The organism is Sphaerisporangium sp. NPDC051011 (assembly GCF_040653595.1).
Classification (GTDB): Bacteria; Actinomycetota; Actinomycetes; order Streptosporangiales; family Streptosporangiaceae; genus Sphaerisporangium.
Genome location: NZ_JBFAGG010000003.1, coordinates 357,997 through 378,754 on the forward strand (window position 1 = coordinate 357,997; position 20,758 = coordinate 378,754).

The window sequence follows — 20,758 nt, forward strand, 5'->3', positions numbered from 1 at the left end:
GGGCGGGAACGCGTGTCCGGTACCGGCAACGGAGAAGATTGGGCCCCCTCGACGCGCCCCCGGACGGCCGGCGACACGCCGCCGCCCCCGGGGAACGATCCCCGGGGGCGGCGGGCGACGCGTGTGAAGGGACCGCTTCAGGCGGAGAGGCGGACCGCCGGGGCCCCTCCGTCCAGAACCCCTCCGTCCAGAACCCCGCGGCCCAGAACCCCGCGGCGGCGCAGCTCGGGCAGGACGCCCTCGCCGAACCAGTAGGCCTCCTCCAGGTGGGGGTAGCCGGACAGGACGAACTCGGTCAGGCCGTGGGCGGCGTACTCCTCGATGAGGTCGGCCACCTCGGAGTGGCTGCCGACCAGCGCCGTGCCCGCGCCGCCGCGCACCAGCCCGACGCCCGCCCACAGCCCGGGGTGGATCTCCAGGTCGTGGACGCCGCCGCCGTCGCGCCGGAAGCCCTCGTGCAGGGCCAGCATGCGCTTCTGGCCCACGGAGTCGCTGCGCGCCAGCGTCTGCTGCGCGGTGCGGACATCCTCGGGGTCCAGCGCCGCGAGCAGGCGGCCCGCCTCGGCCCAGGCCTCCTCGGAGGTGTCCCGGGTGATGACGTGCAGCCGGATGCCGAACCGCAGCGTCCGCCCCTCCTCGGCGGCCAGTCCCCGCACCCAGGCGATCTTCTCGGCGACCTGCGCGGGCGGCTCTCCCCAGGTGAGGTAGGTCTGGACGTGCTTGGCCGCGACCCGTCCCGCCGCCGCGGACGACCCCCCGAAGTACAGCTCGGGGACGGGTGAGGGCACCTCGGCCACGGTCGCGCCCTCCACCTGGTAGTGGACGCCGGTGAAGTCGTACGGCGTGCCGCTCCACGCGCCGCGCACGACGGACAGGAACTCGTCGGTGCGGGCGTACCGCTCGTCCTTGGACAGGTGGTCGCCGAACCGGCGCTGCTCGGCCGTCTCCCCGCCGGTGACGACGTTGAGCAGCAGCCGGCCGCCGGAGATGCGCTGGTAGGTCGCGGCCATCTGCGCGGCGAGCGTGGGGGAGACGAAGCCGGGACGGAACGCGACGAGGAACTTCAGGGTCCTGGTCTGCTGGGTGAGCGCGGCGGTGACCAGCCAGGCGTCCTCGCACCAGGTGCCGGTCGGGGTCAGCACGGCCTCGAAGCCGAGCTGTTCGGCCGACCGGGCGATCTGCCCGAGGTAGTCGATCGACGGCGGGCGGAACGCGGTCGCGGCGGCCTTGCCGTGGCCGCGCTGGAGGCCGTGGCCGCCACCGAAGATCGACCGGCTGTCCCCGGAGGTGGGCAGGAACCAGTGGAACCTCAGGCTCATGGGCGTCCTTCTTCGCGATGTCATTGAACTAATTTCCTACCAAGTAAATAGGATATGCGCGAGAGTGCCGGGGCGCCAGGTGACGCGTAATCTGATGAGGTGGTGAACAGGGCACTACGGGCGGCCGACATCCCCACTCCGGGCGCGCTCGCCGAGCTTCTCGACGCGCACGCCTACCTGGCCGGCGAGGGGCTCGCCACGGCGTGCTTCCTCGCGCTGAAGATGGGCAGGCCGCTGTTCCTCGAAGGCGAGGCCGGGGTCGGCAAGACCGAGCTGGCCAAGACCCTCGCGGCCGTCCTCGGCGCCCCGCTGATCCGCCTGCAGTGCTACGAGGGCCTGGACGCCGCGCAGGCCCTGTACGACTGGGACTTCGCCCGGCAACTGCTCCACCTCAAGGCCGCCGAGGCCACGGGGGCCACCGGCGCCGCCGAGGCCGGCCGCCTGGAGGGCGAGCTGTACGACCGCCGGTTCCTGCTCGCCCGGCCCCTGCTCAGGGCGCTGGAGACCCAGCCCAGCGTGCTGCTCGTGGACGAGATCGACAGGGCCGACGACGAGTTCGAGGCGTTCCTGCTGGAGGTGCTGTCCGACTTCACCATCTCCATCCCCGAGCTCGGCACCGTGCGCGCCGTAACGCCGCCCGTGGTCGTCGTCACCTCCAACCGCACCCGCGACGTCCACGACGCCCTCAAGCGGCGCTGCCTCTACCACTGGCTGGAGCACCCCTCCTTCGAGCGGGAGGTCGCCATCCTGCGGCGGCGGCTGCCCGCCTGCACCGAGGCGCTCGCCTCCCAGGTGGCGGCCGCCGCCGGGCGCCTGCGCGCGGCGGGCCTGGTCAAGCCGCCCGGCATCGCCGAGACCCTCGACTGGGCCGAGGCCCTGCTCACGCTCGGCGCCCGTGACCTGGACCCCGGCCTCGCCGCCTCCACCCTCGGCGCGCTGCTGAAGTACCGCGAGGATCAGCAGGCCGTGCTGGCGAACGGGCTGCTGCGCCATGGCTGAACCGCCGCGCCGCGACGCCCTCACCGCCTCGGGCGACGGGGACGGCCGCGACGGGCTGGTGGCCACGCTGACCGGCTTCGCGCGCACGCTGCGCGCCGCCGGGGTCCCTGCCGACCACGAGCGCACCCAGAACATGCTCCGCGCCGCCGCGCACCTGGACGTCACCGACCGCCGGGCCGTCTACTGGGCCGGCCGTCTCACCATGTGCGCGGGCCCCGACGACCTGCCCCGCTACGACCGCTGCTTCGCCGCCTACTTCGGCGGCGAGCGCGCCCGCCCGGGCCGTCCCGCCCCGCCCACGATCACCGTCGTGCGCCACACCCTCGCCCCGGACGCGACCGGCGACGGCGACGCCGGCGGGGACGAGGCGCCGGCCGCCACCGCCAGCGCGGTCGAGGTGCTCCGCCACCGCGACGTCGCCCGCATGACCGCCGCCGAGCTCGCCGAGATCCACCGCATGCTCGCGCTGGTGCGCGCGCCCCGGGAGCCGCGCCGTACGCGCCGCCTCACGCCGTCCCACCGGGGCAGGCTCGACCCCCGGCGCACCATGCGTGAGACGCTGCGCAGGGGCGGCGAGGTCGCCCGCCTCAGCCGCAGGTCCCGCCGGGTGCGGCCACGCCGCGTGGTGCTGCTGGTCGACGTCAGCGGGTCCATGGCCCCGTACGCCGACACGCTGCTGCGCCTCGCCCACGCCCTGGTGCGCCGCGAGCCGCGCGCCACCGAGGTCTTCAGCGTCGGCACCCGCCTCACGCGCGTCACCGCCGAGCTGCGCCACCGCGACCCGGCCACGGCCATGCGCGAGGTGTCGGCCGCCATCCCCGATTGGAGCGGAGGAACCCGGCTCGGCGACGAGCTGAAGCGGTTCCTGGACCGGGGCTCGGGCGCCAGGGGAGCGATCGTCGTGATCGCCTCCGACGGCTGGGAGCGCGGCGACCCGTCCCTGCTCGGGCTGCAGATGGCCCGGCTGTCGCGGCTCGCCCACCGCGTGGTGTGGGTGAACCCGCACAAGGGCCAGGAGGGTTACCAGCCGCTGACCGGCGGCATGCGCGCCGCCCTGCCGCACGTCGGGGCGTTCGTCGCCGGGCACAGCCTGGCCGCCTTCGAGGAGCTCGCGGAAAGGCTGTCCCATGCGTGACGTGCTGACGCAGATCGTGCGGTGGTGGGAGGCCGGCGAGCGGTTCGGCCTGGCCACCGTGGTGGAGACCTTCCGCAGCGCGCCGAGGCCGCCCGGCGCGTCCATGGCCGTCCTCGGCGAGGAGGCGGTCGGCAGCGTGTCCGGCGGCTGCGTCGAGGGCGCGGTGTACGAGCTCGCCCAGGAGGTCGTGGCCGACGGCAGGCCCGTGCTGCGCCGCTACGGCGTGAGCGACGACGACGCCTTCTCCGTCGGCCTGACCTGCGGCGGGATCATCGACGTCCTCGTCGAGCCGGTGTCGGCGAAGGACTTCCCCGAGCTCGGCGAGATCGCCGCGTCCGTCCGCCGCCGGGAGGCGGTCGCGGTGGCGACGATCGTGTCCGGGCCCGGGCGCGCCGGGGCGCGCCGGGTGGTGTGGCCGGGCCGCGCGTCCGGGTCGCTCGGCCCGGCCAGGCTCGACGCCGCCGTGGACGACGACGCGCGCGGCATGCTCGCCCAGGGCCTGACCGGCGTGCGCAGGTACGGGCCGCAGGGCGAGCGGCGGCTGGACGACCTCGCGGTGTTCGTCCACTCCTTCGCCCCGCCGCCGCGCATGCTGGTCTTCGGGGCCATCGACTTCGCCGCCGCCGTCGCCAGGATCGGCAAGTTCCTCGGCTACCACGTCGTCGTGTGCGACGCCCGGCCGGTGTTCGCGACGGCCAAGCGCTTCCCCGAGGCCGACGAGGTGATCGTCAAGTGGCCGCACGACTACCTGTCGGCCACGTACGTGGACGAGCGCACGGTCATCTGCGTGCTCACCCACGACCCCAAGTTCGACGTGCCGCTGCTGGAGGTCGCCCTGCGCACCCGCGCCGGGTACGTCGGCGCGATGGGGTCGCGGCGCACCCACGACGACCGCATGGCGCGCCTGCGCGAGGCGGGCCTGACCGAGGACGAACGGGCCCGGCTGCGCTCCCCGATCGGCCTCGACCTCGGCGCGCGCACCCCCGAGGAGACCGCCGTCTCGATCGCCGCCGAGCTGATCCGGCTCCGCTGGGGCGGCTCGGGCCGCGCGCTCACCGACACGACCGGCCGTATCCACGGCGAGGCTCCCGCCGGGCGGGACGCCGGATGAGCGATGGCGCGCCGTGCGCCGGGCTGCTGCTCGCGGCCGGGGCGGGCACCCGGCTGGGCACGCCCAAGGCGCTGCTGGAGTTCCAGGGGGAGCGGCTGGCCGACCGCGGGGCGCGCCTGCTGCGCGACGGCGGCTGCCGTCCGGTGATCGTGGTCCTCGGCGCGGCGGCCGGCCGGATCGGCGGCCTCGATGACCAGGGTGTGATCGTCGTCCGCAACCCGGACTGGGCGACCGGCATGGGGTCGTCGCTGCGCGCGGGACTGGACGCGGTGCCCCCGTCGGCCGGGGCCGTCGTGGTGGCGCTGGCCGACCAGCCGCTCGTCCGCGCCGAGGCCGTGCGCCGGCTGGCCGAGGCGCGGGCGGCGGGCGCGGCGGTGGCGGTGGCCACCTACGGCGGCGCGCGGCGCAACCCCGTGATGATCGGCGCGGAGCACTTCGCCGAGGTACGGCGGCTGGCCACCGGGGACGCCGGCGCCCGCCCCTTCCTGCGCGCCCACCCGGACCTGATCACGCTCGTCCCCTGCGACGACGCGGGCGACCCCGCCGACATCGACACCCCCGAGGACCTCCGCAGGCTCCTGGCCCTGGCGCCGCCACGGGGCGGGTTGGAAGGGACGGGGCGACTCGATACGCTGTCCTGACCAGAACATCATTCGGTTTTCTTGTGAAAGGGGCGAGCATGCGCGTCGGCATGGCACTCAACTACGCCGGAGGCTTCAAGGAGACCGTGGCCGAGCTGGGCGACTACGAGAGCGCCGGGCTGGACATCATCTTCGTCGCCGAGGCGTACACCTTCGACGCCGTGAGTCAGATGGGCTACATCGCCGCCCGCACCGAGCGGCTGCAGATCGCCTCGGGCATCCTGCCGATCTACTCCCGCACCCCTTCCCTGCTCGCCATGACCGCCGCCGGCATGGACTACGTCTCCGACGGCCGTTTCGTGCTCGGCCTCGGCGCCTCGGGCCCGCAGGTCATCGAGGGCTTCCACGGCGTGCCGTACACCGCGCCGCTCGGCCGCACCCGCGAGGTGATCGAGATCTGCCGCAAGGTGTGGCGGCGCGAGCGGCTGACCTACGAGGGCGCGCACTACACCCTGCCGCTTCCTCCCGGCAGCGGCACCGGCCTCGGCAAGCCGCTCAAGTTGATCAACCACCCCGTCCGCCCGCGCATCCCCATCGTGATCGCCGCCATCGGCCCGAAGAACGTCGAGATGACCGCCGAACTGGCCGAGGGCTGGGAGCCGATCTTCTACGTGGCCGAGAAGGCCGCCGACGTCTGGGGCCCGTCGCTGGCGGCGGGCAGGGCCAAGCGGGACGCCGAGCTCGGCGAGCTGGACGTCATCGCCCAGGCCTTCCTCGCCATCGGCGACGACACCGGGGACCTGCTGGATCTCGGCCGTTCGATGGCCGCGCTGTACATCGGCGGCATGGGCGCCAAGGGCAAGAACTTCTACAACGACCTGGCCCGGCGCTACGGGTACGAGAAGGAGGCCGAGCTCATCCAGGACCTGTACCTGGAGGGCAAGAAGGACGAGGCCGCCGCGCACGTCCCGCGGGAGCTCCTGGAGAAGATGTCCCTGGTGGGCCCGGAGGGGTTCGTCCGGGACCGCATCGCGGCGCTGAAGGAGTCGGGCGTCACCACGCTCAACGTCGCCCCGATCGCCCCGAGCCACGCCGAGCGCCTGAAGCTGGTCGAGAAGGTCAAGGAACTGGCGAACGGCTGACGCCCCGGGGACGACGGGCTCGGGGCGGGGACGGCGCAGGCCGTACAGTCGGGAACATGACCGGCTACCACGCCGACATGACCCGCACCGTCGCCGTCGGCGCCCCGAGCGGCTGGCAGCGAGAGCTGTACGATCTGGTCCTGGCCGCCCAGCGGGCCGGGCGGCACGCGCTCGTCCCCGGGGCCGGCACCGGCGAGGTCGACGCCGCCGCGCGCACGCTCATCGAGGACGCCGGGCACGGCGAGCACTTCGGCCACGGACTGGGGCACGGAGTCGGTCTGGAGATCCACGAGGACCCGTTCCTGCGTTCCACTGGTGCCGGTAGACTTGAGGATCGAGTTCCGATCACCGTCGAGCCCGGGGTCTATCTCCCGGGCAGGGGCGGCGTCCGGATCGAGGACACCCTCGTCACGCGTGCCGGCGGCCCGGAACTCCTCACCCGCACGACCAAGGAGCTGCTGGTCCTGTAATAGGGCAGGATCGTGGCCGAGCTCAGCGTGACCATGACGACGCAGGAGATTACGAGTGGCGACGACCAACGACCTCAAGACCGGACTGGTGCTCAAGCTCGATGGTGGCGAGCTGTGGAGCGTGGTGGAGTTCCAGCACGTCAAGCCCGGTAAGGGCGGCGCCTTCGTCCGCACCAAGCTGAAGAACGTGCTCTCGGGCAAGGTCGTCGACAAGACCTTCAACGCCGGCGTGAAGGTCGAGGTGGCCAACGTCGACAAGCGCGAGATGCAGTTCTCCTACCTCGACGGCGACGAGTTCGTCTTCATGGACACCGAGACCTACGACATGCTCAACGTGCCGCGGGCGACGGTCGGCGACGCCGCCAACTACCTCCTGGAGAACACCCTCGCCACCGTGGCGATCAACGAGGGCAACGTCCTCTACATCGACCTTCCCGCGGCCGTCGAGCTGACGATCGCCCAGACCGAGCCGGGCCTGCAGGGCGACCGCTCCACCGGCGGCACCAAGCCCGCCACCCTGGAGACCGGCGCCGAGATCAAGGTCCCCCTGTTCATCACCACGGGCGAGAAGGTCAAGGTCGACACGCGCACCGGCGAGTACCTCGGCCGGGCCTGAGGTGTCCGCTCGGGGAAAGGCGCGCAGACGCGCACTGGACATCCTGTTCGAGGCCGAGCTGCGGGACGAGCCCGCCGCCAAGGTCCTCGCCGAACGGGTCGAGCGGGCCGAGCCGCCGGTCAACGAGTACACCTCGGCCCTGGTCGAGGGCGTCGACCGGCACCGGCCCCGCATCGACGAGCTGATCTCGACCTACTCCGAGGGCTGGACCCTCGACCGCATGCCCGCCGTCGACCGCAACCTCCTGCGCGCCGGCACCTACGAGCTGCTGTGGGTGCCCGACGTCCCGGAGGCCGTGGTCATCAGCGAGTGGGTGCACCTCGCCTCCGAGCTGTCGACCGACGAGTCGCCGCAGTTCGTCAACGGCCTGCTGGCCCGGTTCAAGCAGCTCAAGCCCTCCCTCGCCCTGTAGGGCGTCCCGGGCCCTCCGCGCCGGGGGGCGCCACGCCCTGGAGGGCGGCGGGGACGCGGGACGGCCCGGCATGGGCGCCCGGACCGCGTAGGCTGGGCCCGACCGACGTCCCGGCGGCTGGAGCCGACCGGCGTCTCCGACATCCTCGCGAGGAGGCGAGCTGAACGTGCGCACCGAAGGCGCCACACGCCAGACGGCCACCACTCCGGCGGTGCGCACCGCCGTGGTCTGGGACGCGCTGCGGGCCGCCTTGGCCGAGCGGGCGGGCGCGGCCGGGCGCGAGCGGCTCGACATCATCGACGCCGGCGGCGGCACCGGAGGCTTCGCCGTCCCGCTGGCCGGTCTCGGCCACGCCGTCACGGTGGTCGATCCCAGCCCCGACTCGCTGGCGGCCCTGGAGCGGCGGGCCGCCGAGGCGGGCGTGACCGTCACGGGCATCCAGGGCGACGCCGCCGACCTTCGCGAGCTGCTGCCGGCGGGAAGCGCCGACCTGGTGCTGTGCCACAGCGTGCTGGAGTACGTCGAGGACCCCGCGGGCGCGCTGGCGGCCGTCGCGGGCCTGCTGCGGCCGGGCGGCGTGATCAGCGTGCTGGCGGCCAACCCGGTGGCGACGGCGATCCACCGCTCGCTCACCGGCCACTTCGACGAGGCCCGCCAGGCCCTGGCGGACCCCTCGGGCCGCTGGGGCGAGCACGACCCGACTCCGCGCCGGTTCAGCGGCGAGGCGCTCGCCGGACTGCTGTCGGCGGCCGGGTTCACGCCGGGCGAGGCCAGGGGCGTGCGCGTCTTCGCCGACCTGGTGCCGGGCCGCCTGCTGGACGGGGAGCCGGGGGCGGCGCGGGCGCTGGTCGCGCTGGAGCAGGCCGCCGCGGCGCATCCCGTCCTGCGTGACATCGCCACCCAGCTCCACCTCTTCGGCCACCGGTGACCCGCCGCCCGGCGTGCCGGGCTCGCTGGTAGAACGCCTGTTCGGTTAGAATCGACCTGTGTCGCGCAAGCAGGTTCTGCGGCCCGAGCCGGGGCGGGGGCACACGCCGGCCCGCGACCCGGCGACGGCGCCGCCGGCCGACGACACCGGGTGCCCGATCCTGCACGTCGACATGGACGCGTTCTTCGCCAGCGTCGAGCTGCTGGAGCGTCCCGAGCTCAGGGGCACCCCGGTGATCGTCGGCGCGGCGGGCGCCCGCGGGGTCGTGCTCAGCGCCACCTACGAGGCCCGGCGGTTCGGCGTCCACTCGGCGATGCCCATGACGCGCGCCCGCCGCCTCTGCCCCCAGGCCGTGATCATCCCGCCGAGTCACGGCAAGTACTCCGAGGTCTCCCGGAGCGTGATGGAGATCTTCCACGCGATCACGCCCGAGGTCGAGCCGATCGCCTCGGACGAGGCGTTCCTGGACGTGAGCGGCGCCCTGCGCCGGCTGGGGCGGCCCGCCGAGATCGCCGCGATGATCCGCGCGCAGGTCGCCGAGCGCCACGGCATCACCTGCTCGGTCGGCGTGGCGAGCAGCAAGTTCGTGGCCAAGCTCGCCTCCCGCCACTGCAAGCCCGACGGCCTCCTGGTCATCCCCGCCGACGGCGTGGTGGAGTTCCTCCACCCGCTGCCCGTCGCGGCCCTGTGGGGCGTGGGGGAGCGTACAGAGCAGGCTCTGGTGCGGCTCGGCATCCGGACGGTCGGTGACCTCGCGCACGTGCCCACGGCGACGCTGCGGCGCGAGTTCGGGGCCGTGGGCGAGCACCTCGCCGCCCTCGCCTGGGGCCGCGACGAGCGCCGCGTCACCCCGCACGTCCCCGACAAGAGCATCGGCGCCGAAGAGACCTTCTCTCACGACGTGGACGATCCGGAGATGATCCGCCGCGAGCTGCTGCGGCTGTCGGAGCGGGTCGCCGCGCGGTTGCGTGCGGGCGGTCACATCGGGCGCACGGTGAGTGTCAAGCTGCGCCGCGCCGACTTCACGACGATCACACGATCGCGTACGCTCCGTGAGCCGACAGATGTGGCGAAAGAGATATATGCCACTGCTTGCGAGTTGTACGCGGCGGCCGGACTGGAGCGCGTGCGGCTCCGTCTGGTCGGCGTCCGGGTCGAGAATCTCCGCCCGGCGGCCGCGGCGACACGCCAGCTCGGCCTCGGAGAACGCGAAACAGGCTGGCGGGAGGCCGAAATGGCCATGGACAAGGCGGTCCGCAGGTTCGGCCCGGAGGCCGTCCGCCCCGCCTCTCTCGTACGCCCTCCGTTCGATGGAATGGATCTATGACGTCACCTCCGGTTTGGTCTACGTTGGACGTTTTCTTTCGCCTACGTCTACAGCCTCGTATTCTGGGGATAACCGACCGCGAGGTCCGGACACCCTGTGGTGCCCGTTGCCGTCTTCCCCGTCAAGGGGCCGTCCTTGGGAGGCGCCGTGCCGCTGTCTGAGCACGAGCAGCGCCTGCTCGACCAGATCGAGCAGGCCCTCTACAGCGAGGACCCGAAGTGGGCCAATACCGTTCGGATCAGTGATCCACGCAACCACTACAAACGCCGCCTCGTGAAAGCCTCCATCGGCTTCGTCCTGGGTGTCGTGCTGTTGATGGTCGGCGTCGTGGCACCGATCATCGCCCTCGGTGTGGGCGGCTTCGTGGTGATGCTCGCCGCGTGTCTTTGGGGTCTTTCAAGCTGGAAACGCATGAACGGGTTCGGCGGTGACGCACGGCAGCAGGGAGCCCCCGGCCAGCCCGACCGGCGCCGCGCGGCCCGCCCCGGGTTCATGGAGCGCATGGAGGAACGCTGGCGCCGCAGGAGCGACGAGCGCTGACCTCCACGCGGCGGGCGAGACGGCGGCCTCACCGGCACCATCGGGGACCACGCCCTCACGTCCGCCTCTGGTACGCCCCCTGACGCACGTCCCGGGACAACGGACGGCCCCGGCGGCACGACCTCTCGGCAGGACCTCACGCGCGCGGCCCGCCATACCCTGCGGCCGCGTGTGAAAAGGCCCGGACCGTGACCTCGAGAGATCACGGTCCGGGCCTCGTCACGCCCGGGACGCCGGCCTCAGCGGCGCGACCCGGTGAGCACGCGGTGCTCCTCGGCCGGCTCCGCGGGGCCCTCGGGCCGGTCGCGGCGCGGCCACAGCCGGATGTTCTCCAGCCGGTCGAACCCGTCGAGCATGCTCCCGCCCGCCCGCCGCAGCCTCAGCAGCGTCGAGGCCGGCAGCAGCGTGGCCCGCAGCCGCCTCCCCCTGGGCACCACGGCCCGCAGCGCCCGGCGCACGACCCGCAGGTCGCCCCTGAGGGACGGGATCTCGCCCGGCGTGCGCGCGTACCGTAGCCGTTCCTCGGCCGAGGCGATCCTGGTGACCGCCGCCGCGGCCTCGGCGTCCAGCTCGTGCCGTTCGACCAGCCGCCGCGCCAGCGCGCGCGGCGTCTCGCTGAGCTCGTGGCCGAGCCCGAGGTCGTGCAGCGTGTCGATCAGCTCGCGCCACGTGCCGCGCACCGCCCGCCCGAGGCGGACCGTCTCCGACTGGCCCGCGCGCGCGTCCGTGACGGGAGGCGCGTCGGCGGGCAGCGGCGCGCCCGCGGGCAGTGGCGCGCCGGCCCAGAGGCGGCCGCGCCGGTGGCGCGCCACGAGGCGCCAGCCGGCGGGGATCAGCACGATGAGCAGCAGGATCAGCAGGCCGCTGCCTGTCTTGGCCGCGACGGGCATCCCGGCGTCGACGACGGCCGGGGTGCCCAGGACGTTCGCGTCGGGGTCGCGCAGGCCCCGCCTGGAGGGGTTGAGGGGGTCGGACGCGTCGGTCGAGGTGGGGTCCGGCGTCGGCCCCGCGCTCGGGTCCTGCGTGCCGGGGGCCTCCACGGGCGGGCGCGAGTAGTCCGGGACCTGCGCCGTGGCCTGGCCGAGGCCGCCCGACGGCGTGGGCTCGAAGCGCAGCCACCCCACGCCGTGGAAGTACAGCTCGGGCCAGGCGTGCAGGTCGTGCGTGCGGACCCGCCAGGCCCCGTCCAGGAACGTGCCGCCGGTGTAGCCGATCGCCACCCGGGCGGGGATGCCGAGCGTGCGCGCCATCACCGCCATGGCGGCGGCGAACTGCTCGCAGTAGCCCGTCTTGTTGGTCAGGAAGTCCAGCAGCGCCTGGCTGCCGTTGCCCTGCGTCTGCAGGCTGTAGGTGAACTCGCCCGACGAGGTGAACCAGTTCTGGAGCTTGACCGCCGCCTGGTAGGGGGTGTCGGTGTCCGAGACGAGCCGCAGGCCCATGAACCGGACCTGCGGCGGCAGGTCGGGGGGCAGCGCCAGGTAGCGCTCTCCCACCTCCGCCACGGCGTTGGCGGGCACCCTGCCCAGCAGTTCGGGGGTCGGCGCGGGCTCGCGCTGCCCGACCTCGTAGGCCTGGCCGCCCGCGGTGTCGTGCGTGGAGAAGACCATGAGCGTGGTCTCGTCCGCGCGCCAGTCGCCGTCCACCCGCACCGTGTTCGCCGGGTAGGGCAGCGGGAGGAAGCTGAGGTTCTCCACCGCGTCGCTGACCCGCAGTCGCGTGGTGACCTGCTTCACCGGGACGTCGGAGGACAGGCCGGGCGGCGGCGGCAGCGGGCCGTCCGCCACGCTGTTCTGCGGGCGGCCTTTCGGCTGCGACATCGTCCACCGGTCGCCGTCGAAGGTGTCCAGCGAGTACATGCGCAGGTAGCGGGGGACGTTGTCGCTGTTGGTGTAGGTCAGGACGGTGTCGTTGCCGTTGCGCGTGAGCTGGCCGCGCAGGCTCGCGATCGGGTCGGGGATCGTGATCGTGTTGCCGCCCCCGCCGTTGCCCGAGCCCACACCGAACCCGAACAGGGGGTTGGGGGCGAGGGTGGGGACCAGCGCGGGCAGCCCGACGGCCAGGGCGATCGCCGCGACGCCGATGCGCTTGCCCGACAGCGAGATCGGCGTGCTCCTGCCGGGCGCGGAGACGCCCGCCGCGCCCACGCCGCGCGTCCGGCGCACGAGGACCGCGCGCCCCCAGGTGCTGAGACGTTCGCGCCCGTCGGCCGCCAGCAGCCCGACGTACCCGAAGGCGCCCAGGATGAACGCCGGCCACCCGAGGGGGTCGGTCATCACCGCCGCCGGCACGGTGAACAGGGCCAGCAGCGGCAGCCCCGCCAGCGCGGCGCGGCGCAGGCGGACGGCCAGCAGGTCCACCAGCACGGCGATCAGGCCGACTCCGCCCGCGGTGAGCAGGGTGATGCCCGGGTTGGACGGCACCGGCGCGGCGTACCGCTGGATGTCGGCGAAGCCCTCGCCGGCCAGTCCCGCCAGCGTGACGAGCGAGTCGGTGGTCGGGACCACCCACGCCCAGGCCTGCGCGGAGGCGAACACCACGCCGAGGTACAGGCTCAGCGCGAGCAGTTGGAACGGCGGGCCGAGCCAGCGCGGCACCCCGGGGCGCGTCGTGAGGACGGAGACGACGGTGACCACGAGGACCGCCCCCATCCCCGTCCAGAACCACGCGCCCTCGCGGAACAGCGGGTAGAGGGTGAGCGCCACCGCGGCCGTGGCCAGGCCCGCCATGATCGGGAGTCTCATGCCGCGTCTCCTGACGTGATCCTGCCGTCCGCCCCGGCGAACCGACTGTTCTGGGCGGCCTCCTGCCAGACGGCGGCCAGGGAGGTGCCCGCGGGCAGCCGCACGACCCGCCATCCCGAGCCGATGAGCACGTTCCGCGCCGGTTCCTGCGCGTCGTCCTCGCCGGTGTGGTGCGCCGGGGTCTGCTGCCAGGTGCGCACGTCCAGCATCACGGCGACGCCGGTGACGCCGCCGTGCCGCAGCCGGGCCAGCGCGCGCGCCTCCTCGGCGTCCAGCTCCCCGAGCACGGCGACGATGAGCCCGTCGCCGCCGCCCTGGCGCAGCGCCGCGACGCCCGACTCCAGCGAGCGCGCGGTGCTCTGGCGCACGACGGCGAGCGCGTCCAGCAGGCCCTGGCCCGCGCCGGCGTCGCCGAGGAGCTGGGCGCCCTGGTCGGTGACCAGCCGCAGGCCGAGCCCGTCGCGGGCGAGGTGCACCCCGATCGACGCCGCCGCCGAGACCGCGACCTCGAACGACGACCTCGGGCCCTCACCGCGGTGGGCGTGCCTGCGGGTGTCCAGCAGCAGGGCGCCCCTGCTCTGCCACTGCTGCTCCTCACGGCGCACCATCAGCTCGCCGTAGCGCGCCGTGGAGCGCCAGTGGACCCGCCGCAGGTCGTCGCCCCGGCGGTACTCGCGCGGGCCGACGTCGTCGTCCCCGGCCGCGGCCACGCTCGCCGTACGGCTGTCGCCGCCGCCGGTCCACTCGCCCGACAGGCGCACCTGGGGGAGCGGCACGACCTCCGGCACCACCATCAGGGTGTCGGTGGCCGCGAACGCGCGGGTGAGCTCGACCAGGCCGAACGGGTCGGTGATGCGCACCGACAGCGGCCCGATCGGGAACCGGCCCCGCAGGTCCGAGCGCACCTTGTAGTCGATCTCCCGGATGCCGTGCGACTCCACGCGGTCCAGCACGAACCGGGGGCGGGTGCCGACCGCGTAGGGGACGGTGTCCTCGATCAGCAGCAACCCGGTGGGCAGCCGGGTGACGTTCTCCAGCCGCAGCGTCACGGTGCTGTCGGTGCCCACCGCGACCCTGGCCGGGTACAGCCTTCTCGCGCAGCTCAGCCGGTAGCGGGTGCGCGCCACCACCATCGCCGCGAGCAGGGGCAGGGCGATGATGAGGATGCTCACCCGCAGCAGGTCGTGCTCCCCGAGCGCGACGGCGCACAGCAGCGCCGCCACGCCGGAGGCGAGGAACGAGCGGCCGCGCGAGGTGAGCGCCCTGAGGCCGGCGATCACCGCGGCGACCCCGCGCCGTCGACCCCCCTTTCCCGGCTCTCGGGCACGGGGACGCGGCGTACGAGGTCGGCCATGACCTGCTCGGGACGCCGGCGCTGGCCCTGGGCCTCCAGGCTCGGCAGGAGGCGGTGGGCGAGCACGGGGACGGCGAGATCCTGCAGGTCGTCGGGGATGACGTAGTCGCGGCCCGACAGGGCTGCGTGAGCCCGGGCCGCGCGCACCAGGTGGAGTGTGGCGCGCGGGGAGGCGCCGAGCCGCAGGTCGGGGGACTGGCGGGTGGCGGCCACCATGTCGATGGCGTACTTCTTGATGGGCTGGGAGACGTACACGGCCCGCACCGCGTCGATCAGCGCCCGCACCTCGGCGGTCGTGGCCACGGGCTCCAGCTTGTCGAGCGGGGAGGACGCGCCGTGGACGTCCAGCATCTCCAGTTCGGCGGCGGGCTCGGGGTAGCCCATGGCGATCCGCGCCGTGAAGCGGTCGCGCTGCGCCTCGGGGAGGGGATAGGTGCCCTCCATCTCGATCGGGTTCTGCGTCGCGATGACCATGAACGGGGTGTCGAGGCGGTAGGTCGTGCCGTCGACGGTGACCTGGTGCTCCTCCATGCACTCCAGGAGGGCCGACTGCGTTTTGGGGGACGCGCGGTTGATCTCGTCGCCGACGACGATGTTGGCGAAGACGGGTCCGGGCTTGAACTCGAACTCCCGGGTCTGCTGGTTGAAGGCGCTCACGCCCGTGATGTCGCTGGGAAGCAGGTCGGGGGTGAACTGGACGCGGCGCACCGGGCAGTCGATCGACCGGGCGAGGGCCTTGGCCAGCATCGTCTTTCCCACGCCGGGCACGTCCTCGATCAGCAGGTGCCCCTCCGCCAGCAGTACGGTGAGGGTGAGGCGGACGACGTCGCGCTTACCCTCGATCACCGACTCGATCGCCTCGCCGATCCGGTGCGCGGTCGCGACCAGACCTCCCAGCTCCTGTCCGACATCGTGGGTTATTCCCACCGGGCCTCCATGAGGGTGCGGCAGCCCACGCGGGATGGTATTGCGGGGGCTTTGCGAATCCTTCTTCATTCTGTGTACCGACACTATGATGCTGCGGGTTTCAGGGCGACTTTCCGCCATATTCCCGGACTCTTCCCGGACTCCTGGGTGAACTGCCCCAAGTGTTCTGGCCAAGGGTCGCGTTGCCGTCCCGCCGGCGTGCTGATCCCGTGACAATCGCGAGGGCGGAGGCCGCCCGGCCCCTCACTTTCCCCCACCCGTGACCGGCCCGCTCCCGGATCCCTGACGGCGACGGCGCCGGCCGTTCCGGAGCGGTGTCAAGGGGACGATTCCGACACGCCGTGCGCGCGTGCGCGGGCTCAGGGCGCTCCACTTCGCTCCACCCTCGCTGACCTGGGAAAACGTCGGCGAATCGGCGTCCGGAACTTGTTTCGATCAGTTGACGGTGGGGAGAAGTGGAGTATGGTGGTGCGCAGTGGAAGGGCTGGGGCCATGGCGTCAGTCGTTCCATGTGGCACGGGAGGTGGGGCCGGTGTTCCTCGGCACTCATCACCCGCGTCTGGATGAGAAAGGACGACTGTTCCTGCCGGCGAAGTACCGTGAGGAGCTGGCGGAGGGTCTTGTGATCACCAAGGGCCAGGAGCGGTGCCTCTACGTGTTTCCCGTGGAGGAGTTCCAGCGCATCACCGAGGCGCTGCGCACCGCGCCCGTGACAGCCAAGGCCGTCCGCGATTACAGTCGCGTCTTCTTCGCCGGTGCTTCCGACGAGACGCCCGACAAACAGGGGCGGATCACCATTCCCCAGAGCCTGCGCGAGTACGCGGGCCTTCACCGGGACTGTGCCGTCATCGGCGCCAACACCCGGCTGGAGATCTGGGACGCCGCGGCCTGGGAGACCTACCTGGCCGCCCAAGAGCAGGCGTTCTCCGAGCTGTCGGAGGAGGTGCTGCCAGGGGTCCTTTGACAAAGGTCGACTCGTCGGTGAAAGACGTCGTTCGGCGAGGTCTCCACCCGCTCCCGAGGCGCCGGGCCGGTCCCGGGCGCCACGGCGCGGCCGTCAGCTGATGCACCTTCCCCGGTGTCAGGTGGCGGCGCGTCGACAGGGGACGCGGATGGGGACCTGGCCGGACGAGCCGTCACCGGGGTGGGTGAGTCCATCGGCGAGACGACGGCACAAGGCCGCACATCCGCGAGCAGGGGCACGTCCACGGGGATCTCGGACACGCCCATGGCGGCAGAGGGGGTTTGATCATGCATCTCGAGAATCACGGCGAGCCGGGCGGACACGTACCGGTGATGCTCCGCCGCGTGCTCGAACTGCTGGCTCCGGCGCTGGACACGCCCGGCGCCGTGCTGGTCGACGCCAACCTGGGCCTGGGCGGGCACGCCGAGGCCCTTCTCGCCGCGCACCCGGGCCTGCATCTGATCGGCATCGACCGCGATCCGGTCGCCATCGAGCGGTCCACCGAGCGCCTCGCGCCCTACGCCGCCCGCACCACGCTGGTACGGGCCATCTCCGACGAGCTCGCCGAGGTGCTCGCGCGCGAGGGCCGCCCGCGGGTGAACGGGGTGCTGTTCGACCTCGGCGTCTCCTCCCCGCAACTCGACGAGGCCGGGCGCGGGTTCGCGTACTCCTACGACGCCCCGCTCGACATGCGCATGGACACCGATCAGGAGCTCACGGCGCACATCGTGGTGAACACCTACTCCGAGGGGGAGCTGACCCGCATCCTGCGGGACTACGGCGAGGAGCGCTTCGCGTCCCGCGTCGCGCGGTTCATCGCCAGGGAGCGCGCCGCCGAGCCCATCGCCTCCACCAAGCGGCTGGCCGAGATCGTCCGCGAGGCGATCCCCGCCGCGACCCGCCGCACCGGCGGCAACCCCGCGAAAAGAACGTTCCAGGCACTGCGCATCGAGGTGAACGGGGAGCTGACCGCCTTCGAGCGGGCGCTCCCGCAGGCCCTCGACGCGCTGGTGGTCGGAGGCCGGGTGGTCGTGCTGTCTTACCACTCGCTCGAGGACCGCCTGAGCAAGCACATCATCGCCGAGCGGGCCAAGGACACCAGCCCTCCGGGGCTGCCCGTCCCCCTGCCGGCCCACCAGCCGAGATTCCGCCCGGTCACCAGAGGGGCGGAGGTTCCAGACGAGGCCGAGACCGCGCGCAACCCCCGCGCGGCCTCGGCCAGATTGCGGGCCGCAGAGAGAATCCGGGAGCCGGAATGAGCATGGACAACGAGGAGTACACCGGCGGCGGCACCACGGCGACCGCGGTCGGCGACAGGCCCGTGCGCGCGCAGCGCGCCGCCCGGGGTGTGGCCGCGCCGCCGCGTCCCGCCCGCGTCCCGCGCCGGCCCGCTCCGGCGCGCCCGCGCCCCGCCACCGGTCCCGCGCCGGCCGCGGGTACCGCGCAGGCACCCGCGCGCCGTCCCGCGCGCCACGCGCCGCGCGCTCCGTTCGTGCTGCTCATCGTCGGGCTGCTGTGCGGCGGCCTGGTGTCGCTGCTGCTGCTCAACACCGTCCTCGCACAGGACTCGTTCCGCGTGAGCGACCTGCGCGACAGCACCCGCGAGCTGCACCAGCAGGCGCAGGACAAGAAGAAGCAGCTCCTGAGCGGCTCGCAGTCCGATGAGCTCGCCCGCAAGGCCCGTGAGCTTGGACTCAAGCCGGACAGGTCCGCGCCTGAGACCCTGACCGTCACCGACGGTCAGGTGGCGCCGTCGCAGGCGGGGGTCGCGGGTCAGTGAGAGAAGGCGGCGGCCGCCCCCCGGGGCCCGGCCGCGGCGGTCCCGGGTCCGGGCGCGGCGGTCGTGGTGGTTCCGGGGGCGGCCGGGGCGGTCCCGGCGGCCCCCGGCGCGGCTCGCCGGGCGGTCCCGGTCGTCCCGACGACCCGGGGCGTCCCGAGGACGACGGACGTCCAGGGCGTCCAGGGCGGCCCGACGGTGACGGACGCCCGGGCGCGCAGGGGCGCCCCGGAGGAGCGGGCGGTCAGGGACGTTCCGGGGCCTCCGGCCGTCCCGGGGAGGACGCCACCCGTAAGGAACGGCCGGGCGACGGGCGCCAGGGACGGCCCGGTGAGGGCGGGCGTCCCGCGCGGCCGGACGTCCCGGGCGACAGGCGCGCCGAGACCACCGTCCCCGCGCCGCGCCGCGTGGTCGGCAAGGGCCAGGGCCCGCGCCGCCCCCCGGGCGAGCCTCCGCGCGGCCAGGACGGCGACCCCCGCCGCCGCGGGCCGGACGGCGAACCGCGCCGCAGGGGGCCCGGCGGCGACGGGCCGAGGCGCGTCCCGCCAGGCGCTCGCGGTCCCGGGGGCCGCGGCGAGGGCTCGCACGGTCCGCCGAGACCTGCGCCCTGGCGTTCGTGGGCGCCGCGCCCCGTCGCGCCGCTGCGCCTCGGCAACCCGGTCCGGCGCATCAACGTCGGCCTGATGGGCATAGCGGTCGTGCTGTCGCTGTTCGCCGGGCGGCTCCTCCAGCTCCAGGGGCTCGACTCCAAGGTGTTCCAGGCCAAGGCCGCCGAGTACAGAGTGCACAAGGAGGAGCTGCCCGCCCGCCGGGGGTCGATCACCGACGTCAACGGCAACGAGCTCGCCGTCACCGTCGAGGCCCGCGAGATCTTGGCGGACCCGAGCATGGTGCCGGCCGGGCAGCGCGAGCAGGTCGCCGCCCTCCTCGCGCCCTACCTCGGCGTTCCCAAGGAGGACATCGCCGCCAAGCTCGCCCTGGCCAAGACGCGCTACACGCGGCTCGCCCGCGACGTGTCGATCGGCGTCGCCAAGACCGTCCTGGAACTGAAGATCGGCGGCAAGAAGATCCCCGGGCTGTTCGCGGCGCCGCAGTACCAGCGGCTCTACCCCGGGAACGACCTGGCCGGCGGCGTGGTGGGCTTCGTCGGCGACGAGGGCGGCGGCCTGGCCGGCATCGAGCAGACCTACGACAAGCTGCTCGGCGGCAAGGACGGCAGCCAGACCATCGAGAAGGGCGCCGCCGGCCAGCGCATCCCCATGACCCGCACCACGCGGGAGGAGCCGGTCGCCGGGAAGGGCGTGCGGCTGACCATCGACCGCGACGTCCAGTGGGCCGCGGCGCAGGCCATCGCCCGGCAGGTCAAGGAGTCCGGGGCCCGCAGCGGCAGCGTCATCGTCATGGACGTGCGCACGGGCCAGGTGGTCGCCATGGCCAACGCCCCCGAGGTGAACCTGAACAAGTGGGAGTCCCTCCCGCCCGCCGACCTCGGCAACCGCGCGGTCTCGGAGATCTTCGAGCCGGGCAGCACCAACAAGGTCATCACGGCCGCCGCCGCCCTGGAGGCCGGCGCGGTGCGGCCCGAGACGGTGTTCGAGGTCAAGGACAAGTACCAGTGCGCCGACCGCCTGCTCAGCGACGCCCACCCGCACGCCCCCGAGCACCTGACGTTCACCGGCATCATGGCGGAGTCCAGCAACGTGGGCACCCTGATGGCCGCCGAGAAGGTCGGCGACCAGGCGCTGTACAACATGCTGAAGAGCTTCGGCTTCGGCGCCAGGACCGGCGGCGGGTTCTACGGCGAGGAGGCCGGGCTGCTGCCCAAGCGCGAGACCTGGTCGGGCAGCCAGCGCTGCACGATCGCCTTCGGCCAGGGCGTGTCGGTGACGGCCCTGCAGATGGCCAGCGTCTACCAGACGATCGCCAACGGCGGGGTGCGGATCACCCCGCAGATCGTCGCGGGCACCGTCGACGGGCACGACCGGTTCGTGCCGGCGCCTCCCGGCAAGCGGACCCGCGTCATCACCGCGCGCACGGCCACGGACATCTCGCGCATGCTGGAGGCCGCCGTGAACGCCGACGGCAGCACCGGGTCGCTGGCGGCCATCAAGGGATACCGGGTGGCGGGTAAAACCGGCACCGCGATGCGATACGACGAGAACTGCCAAGGGTATTGCGGTTATACCGCTACCTTTGTGGGGTTCACTCCCGCCGACGCGCCGCGTCTGGTGGCCCTGGCCGTCGTACAGGCGCCCAAGAACGGCCACTTCGGCGGGGAAATCGCCGCGCCCGTGTTCAAGGAAGTCATGACGTTCGCGTTGAAGACCCGCAAGATCCCGCCTACCGGCACGACCGCCCCGTCGGTGCGCTTGAGCACCGACGGGTGACGGGGAAGGTACGCTCACGCCCGTGCGT

At 73.5% G+C, this 20,758-nt stretch carries 20 protein-coding genes; 15 read left to right on the plus strand and 5 right to left on the minus strand.

Annotation, left to right across the window (positions count from 1 at the left end):
- Window positions 1-137: 137 nt before the first annotated feature.
- Window positions 138-1,319, minus strand: coding sequence for an LLM class flavin-dependent oxidoreductase (locus tag AB0H21_RS08885; protein ID WP_358513646.1), 1,182 nt, complete (start codon window positions 1,317-1,319; stop codon window positions 138-140).
- A 99-nt stretch (window positions 1,320-1,418) separates the two neighbouring features.
- Here AB0H21_RS08885 and AB0H21_RS08890 point away from each other — a divergent pair, with 99 nt between their 5' ends.
- From AB0H21_RS08890 to AB0H21_RS08940, 11 genes are all read left to right on the plus strand, one after another.
- Window positions 1,419-2,318, plus strand: a complete 900-nt coding sequence (locus AB0H21_RS08890; RefSeq protein ID WP_358513648.1) for a MoxR family ATPase — start codon at window positions 1,419-1,421, stop codon at window positions 2,316-2,318.
- The gene (locus AB0H21_RS08895) at window positions 2,311-3,453 is read left to right on the plus strand and encodes a VWA domain-containing protein (RefSeq protein WP_358513650.1); all 1,143 of its coding nucleotides are present in this window, start codon (window positions 2,311-2,313) and stop codon (window positions 3,451-3,453) included. The genes AB0H21_RS08890 and AB0H21_RS08895 overlap by 8 nt, the downstream gene beginning before the upstream one ends.
- Entirely contained in the window at window positions 3,446-4,564 is a 1,119-nt protein-coding gene (locus tag AB0H21_RS08900) for an XdhC family protein (RefSeq protein ID WP_358513652.1), read from the plus strand. Before AB0H21_RS08895 ends, AB0H21_RS08900 begins: the two co-directional genes overlap by 8 nt.
- On the plus strand, window positions 4,561-5,205 hold the full coding sequence (locus AB0H21_RS08905) for a nucleotidyltransferase family protein (protein WP_358513654.1): 645 nt from the start codon (window positions 4,561-4,563) through the stop codon (window positions 5,203-5,205). Before AB0H21_RS08900 ends, AB0H21_RS08905 begins: the two co-directional genes overlap by 4 nt.
- 38 nt (window positions 5,206-5,243) lie before the next feature.
- Complete coding sequence (locus AB0H21_RS08910) at window positions 5,244-6,287, plus strand: LLM class F420-dependent oxidoreductase (RefSeq protein WP_358513656.1); 1,044 nt, start codon at window positions 5,244-5,246, stop codon at window positions 6,285-6,287.
- A 56-nt stretch (window positions 6,288-6,343) separates the two neighbouring features.
- Complete coding sequence (locus tag AB0H21_RS08915) at window positions 6,344-6,757, plus strand: M24 family metallopeptidase (RefSeq protein WP_358513658.1); 414 nt, start codon at window positions 6,344-6,346, stop codon at window positions 6,755-6,757.
- 55 nt (window positions 6,758-6,812) lie between these two features.
- Window positions 6,813-7,373, plus strand: a complete 561-nt coding sequence (gene efp, locus AB0H21_RS08920; protein ID WP_358513660.1) for an elongation factor P — start codon at window positions 6,813-6,815, stop codon at window positions 7,371-7,373.
- 1 nt (window position 7,374) lies between these two features.
- The gene (gene nusB / locus AB0H21_RS08925; protein WP_114026615.1) at window positions 7,375-7,785 is read left to right on the plus strand and encodes a transcription antitermination factor NusB; all 411 of its coding nucleotides are present in this window, start codon (window positions 7,375-7,377) and stop codon (window positions 7,783-7,785) included.
- Between the two features lie 166 nt (window positions 7,786-7,951).
- Entirely contained in the window at window positions 7,952-8,713 is a 762-nt protein-coding gene (locus tag AB0H21_RS08930) for a methyltransferase domain-containing protein (protein WP_358513662.1), read from the plus strand.
- 76 nt (window positions 8,714-8,789) lie between these two features.
- On the plus strand, window positions 8,790-10,040 hold the full coding sequence (locus AB0H21_RS08935) for a DNA polymerase IV (RefSeq protein WP_358514218.1): 1,251 nt from the start codon (window positions 8,790-8,792) through the stop codon (window positions 10,038-10,040).
- 147 nt (window positions 10,041-10,187) lie between these two features.
- A complete protein-coding gene (locus AB0H21_RS08940; RefSeq protein ID WP_358513664.1) occupies window positions 10,188-10,580 on the plus strand; it encodes a DUF3040 domain-containing protein in 393 nt (130 codons plus the stop codon).
- Between the two features lie 239 nt (window positions 10,581-10,819).
- On the opposite strand, the gene AB0H21_RS08945 is transcribed toward AB0H21_RS08940, so the two are convergent.
- Genes AB0H21_RS08945 through AB0H21_RS08955 form a run of 3 tightly spaced genes read right to left on the minus strand, consistent with a single transcriptional unit; the run spans window position 10,820 to window position 15,602 of the window.
- Window positions 10,820-13,321, minus strand: a complete 2,502-nt coding sequence (locus AB0H21_RS08945; RefSeq protein WP_358513666.1) for a DUF3488 and transglutaminase-like domain-containing protein — start codon at window positions 13,319-13,321, stop codon at window positions 10,820-10,822.
- Window positions 13,318-14,601: a DUF58 domain-containing protein gene (locus AB0H21_RS08950; protein WP_358513668.1), complete on the minus strand. Its 1,284-nt coding sequence runs from the start codon at window positions 14,599-14,601 to the stop codon at window positions 13,318-13,320. Before AB0H21_RS08950 ends, AB0H21_RS08945 begins: the two co-directional genes overlap by 4 nt.
- Window positions 14,598-15,602, minus strand: coding sequence for a MoxR family ATPase (locus tag AB0H21_RS08955; protein ID WP_358513670.1), 1,005 nt, complete (start codon window positions 15,600-15,602; stop codon window positions 14,598-14,600). The genes AB0H21_RS08950 and AB0H21_RS08955 overlap by 4 nt, the downstream gene beginning before the upstream one ends.
- A gap of 532 nt (window positions 15,603-16,134) precedes the next feature.
- Here AB0H21_RS08955 and mraZ point away from each other — a divergent pair.
- The 3 genes from mraZ (at window position 16,135) to AB0H21_RS08970 (ending at window position 18,346) form a co-directional block, all read left to right on the plus strand.
- The gene (mraZ, locus tag AB0H21_RS08960) at window positions 16,135-16,566 is read left to right on the plus strand and encodes a division/cell wall cluster transcriptional repressor MraZ (protein ID WP_358513672.1); all 432 of its coding nucleotides are present in this window, start codon (window positions 16,135-16,137) and stop codon (window positions 16,564-16,566) included.
- Between the two features lie 287 nt (window positions 16,567-16,853).
- Window positions 16,854-17,825: a 16S rRNA (cytosine(1402)-N(4))-methyltransferase RsmH gene (gene rsmH, locus AB0H21_RS08965; RefSeq protein ID WP_358513674.1), complete on the plus strand. Its 972-nt coding sequence runs from the start codon at window positions 16,854-16,856 to the stop codon at window positions 17,823-17,825.
- Window positions 17,822-18,346 (plus strand): hypothetical protein, encoded by a 525-nt coding sequence (locus AB0H21_RS08970; protein ID WP_358513676.1) that lies wholly within the window; start codon window positions 17,822-17,824, stop codon window positions 18,344-18,346. Before rsmH ends, AB0H21_RS08970 begins: the two co-directional genes overlap by 4 nt.
- On the opposite strand, the gene AB0H21_RS08975 is transcribed toward AB0H21_RS08970, so the two are convergent.
- A complete protein-coding gene (locus AB0H21_RS08975) occupies window positions 18,340-18,930 on the minus strand; it encodes a hypothetical protein (protein ID WP_358513678.1) in 591 nt (196 codons plus the stop codon). The two genes, AB0H21_RS08970 and AB0H21_RS08975, sit on opposite strands and share 7 nt — an antisense overlap.
- A gap of 96 nt (window positions 18,931-19,026) precedes the next feature.
- Here AB0H21_RS08975 and AB0H21_RS08980 point away from each other — a divergent pair, with 96 nt between their 5' ends.
- Window positions 19,027-20,730: a penicillin-binding protein 2 gene (locus AB0H21_RS08980; protein WP_358513680.1), complete on the plus strand. Its 1,704-nt coding sequence runs from the start codon at window positions 19,027-19,029 to the stop codon at window positions 20,728-20,730.
- The last annotated feature ends 28 nt before the right edge of the window (window positions 20,731-20,758 follow it).

What these genes read in the sequence shown, in the direction of transcription:
- AB0H21_RS08885 (WP_358513646.1), bottom strand. Translation starts at nt 1,319, where the DNA reads ATGAGCCTGAGGTTCCACTGGTTCCTGCCCACCTCCGGGGACAGCCGG.
- AB0H21_RS08910 (WP_358513656.1), top strand. Translation starts at nt 5,244, where the DNA reads ATGCGCGTCGGCATGGCACTCAACTACGCCGGAGGCTTCAAGGAGACC.
- AB0H21_RS08900 (WP_358513652.1), top strand. Translation starts at nt 3,446, where the DNA reads ATGCGTGACGTGCTGACGCAGATCGTGCGGTGGTGGGAGGCCGGCGAG.
- AB0H21_RS08915 (WP_358513658.1), top strand. Translation starts at nt 6,344, where the DNA reads ATGACCGGCTACCACGCCGACATGACCCGCACCGTCGCCGTCGGCGCC.
- AB0H21_RS08980 (WP_358513680.1), top strand. Translation starts at nt 19,027, where the DNA reads ATGGGCATAGCGGTCGTGCTGTCGCTGTTCGCCGGGCGGCTCCTCCAG.
- rsmH (WP_358513674.1), top strand. Translation starts at nt 16,854, where the DNA reads ATGCATCTCGAGAATCACGGCGAGCCGGGCGGACACGTACCGGTGATG.
- AB0H21_RS08905 (WP_358513654.1), top strand. Translation starts at nt 4,561, where the DNA reads ATGAGCGATGGCGCGCCGTGCGCCGGGCTGCTGCTCGCGGCCGGGGCG.
- AB0H21_RS08970 (WP_358513676.1), top strand. Translation starts at nt 17,822, where the DNA reads ATGAGCATGGACAACGAGGAGTACACCGGCGGCGGCACCACGGCGACC.
- AB0H21_RS08945 (WP_358513666.1), bottom strand. Translation starts at nt 13,321, where the DNA reads ATGAGACTCCCGATCATGGCGGGCCTGGCCACGGCCGCGGTGGCGCTC.
- AB0H21_RS08895 (WP_358513650.1), top strand. Translation starts at nt 2,311, where the DNA reads ATGGCTGAACCGCCGCGCCGCGACGCCCTCACCGCCTCGGGCGACGGG.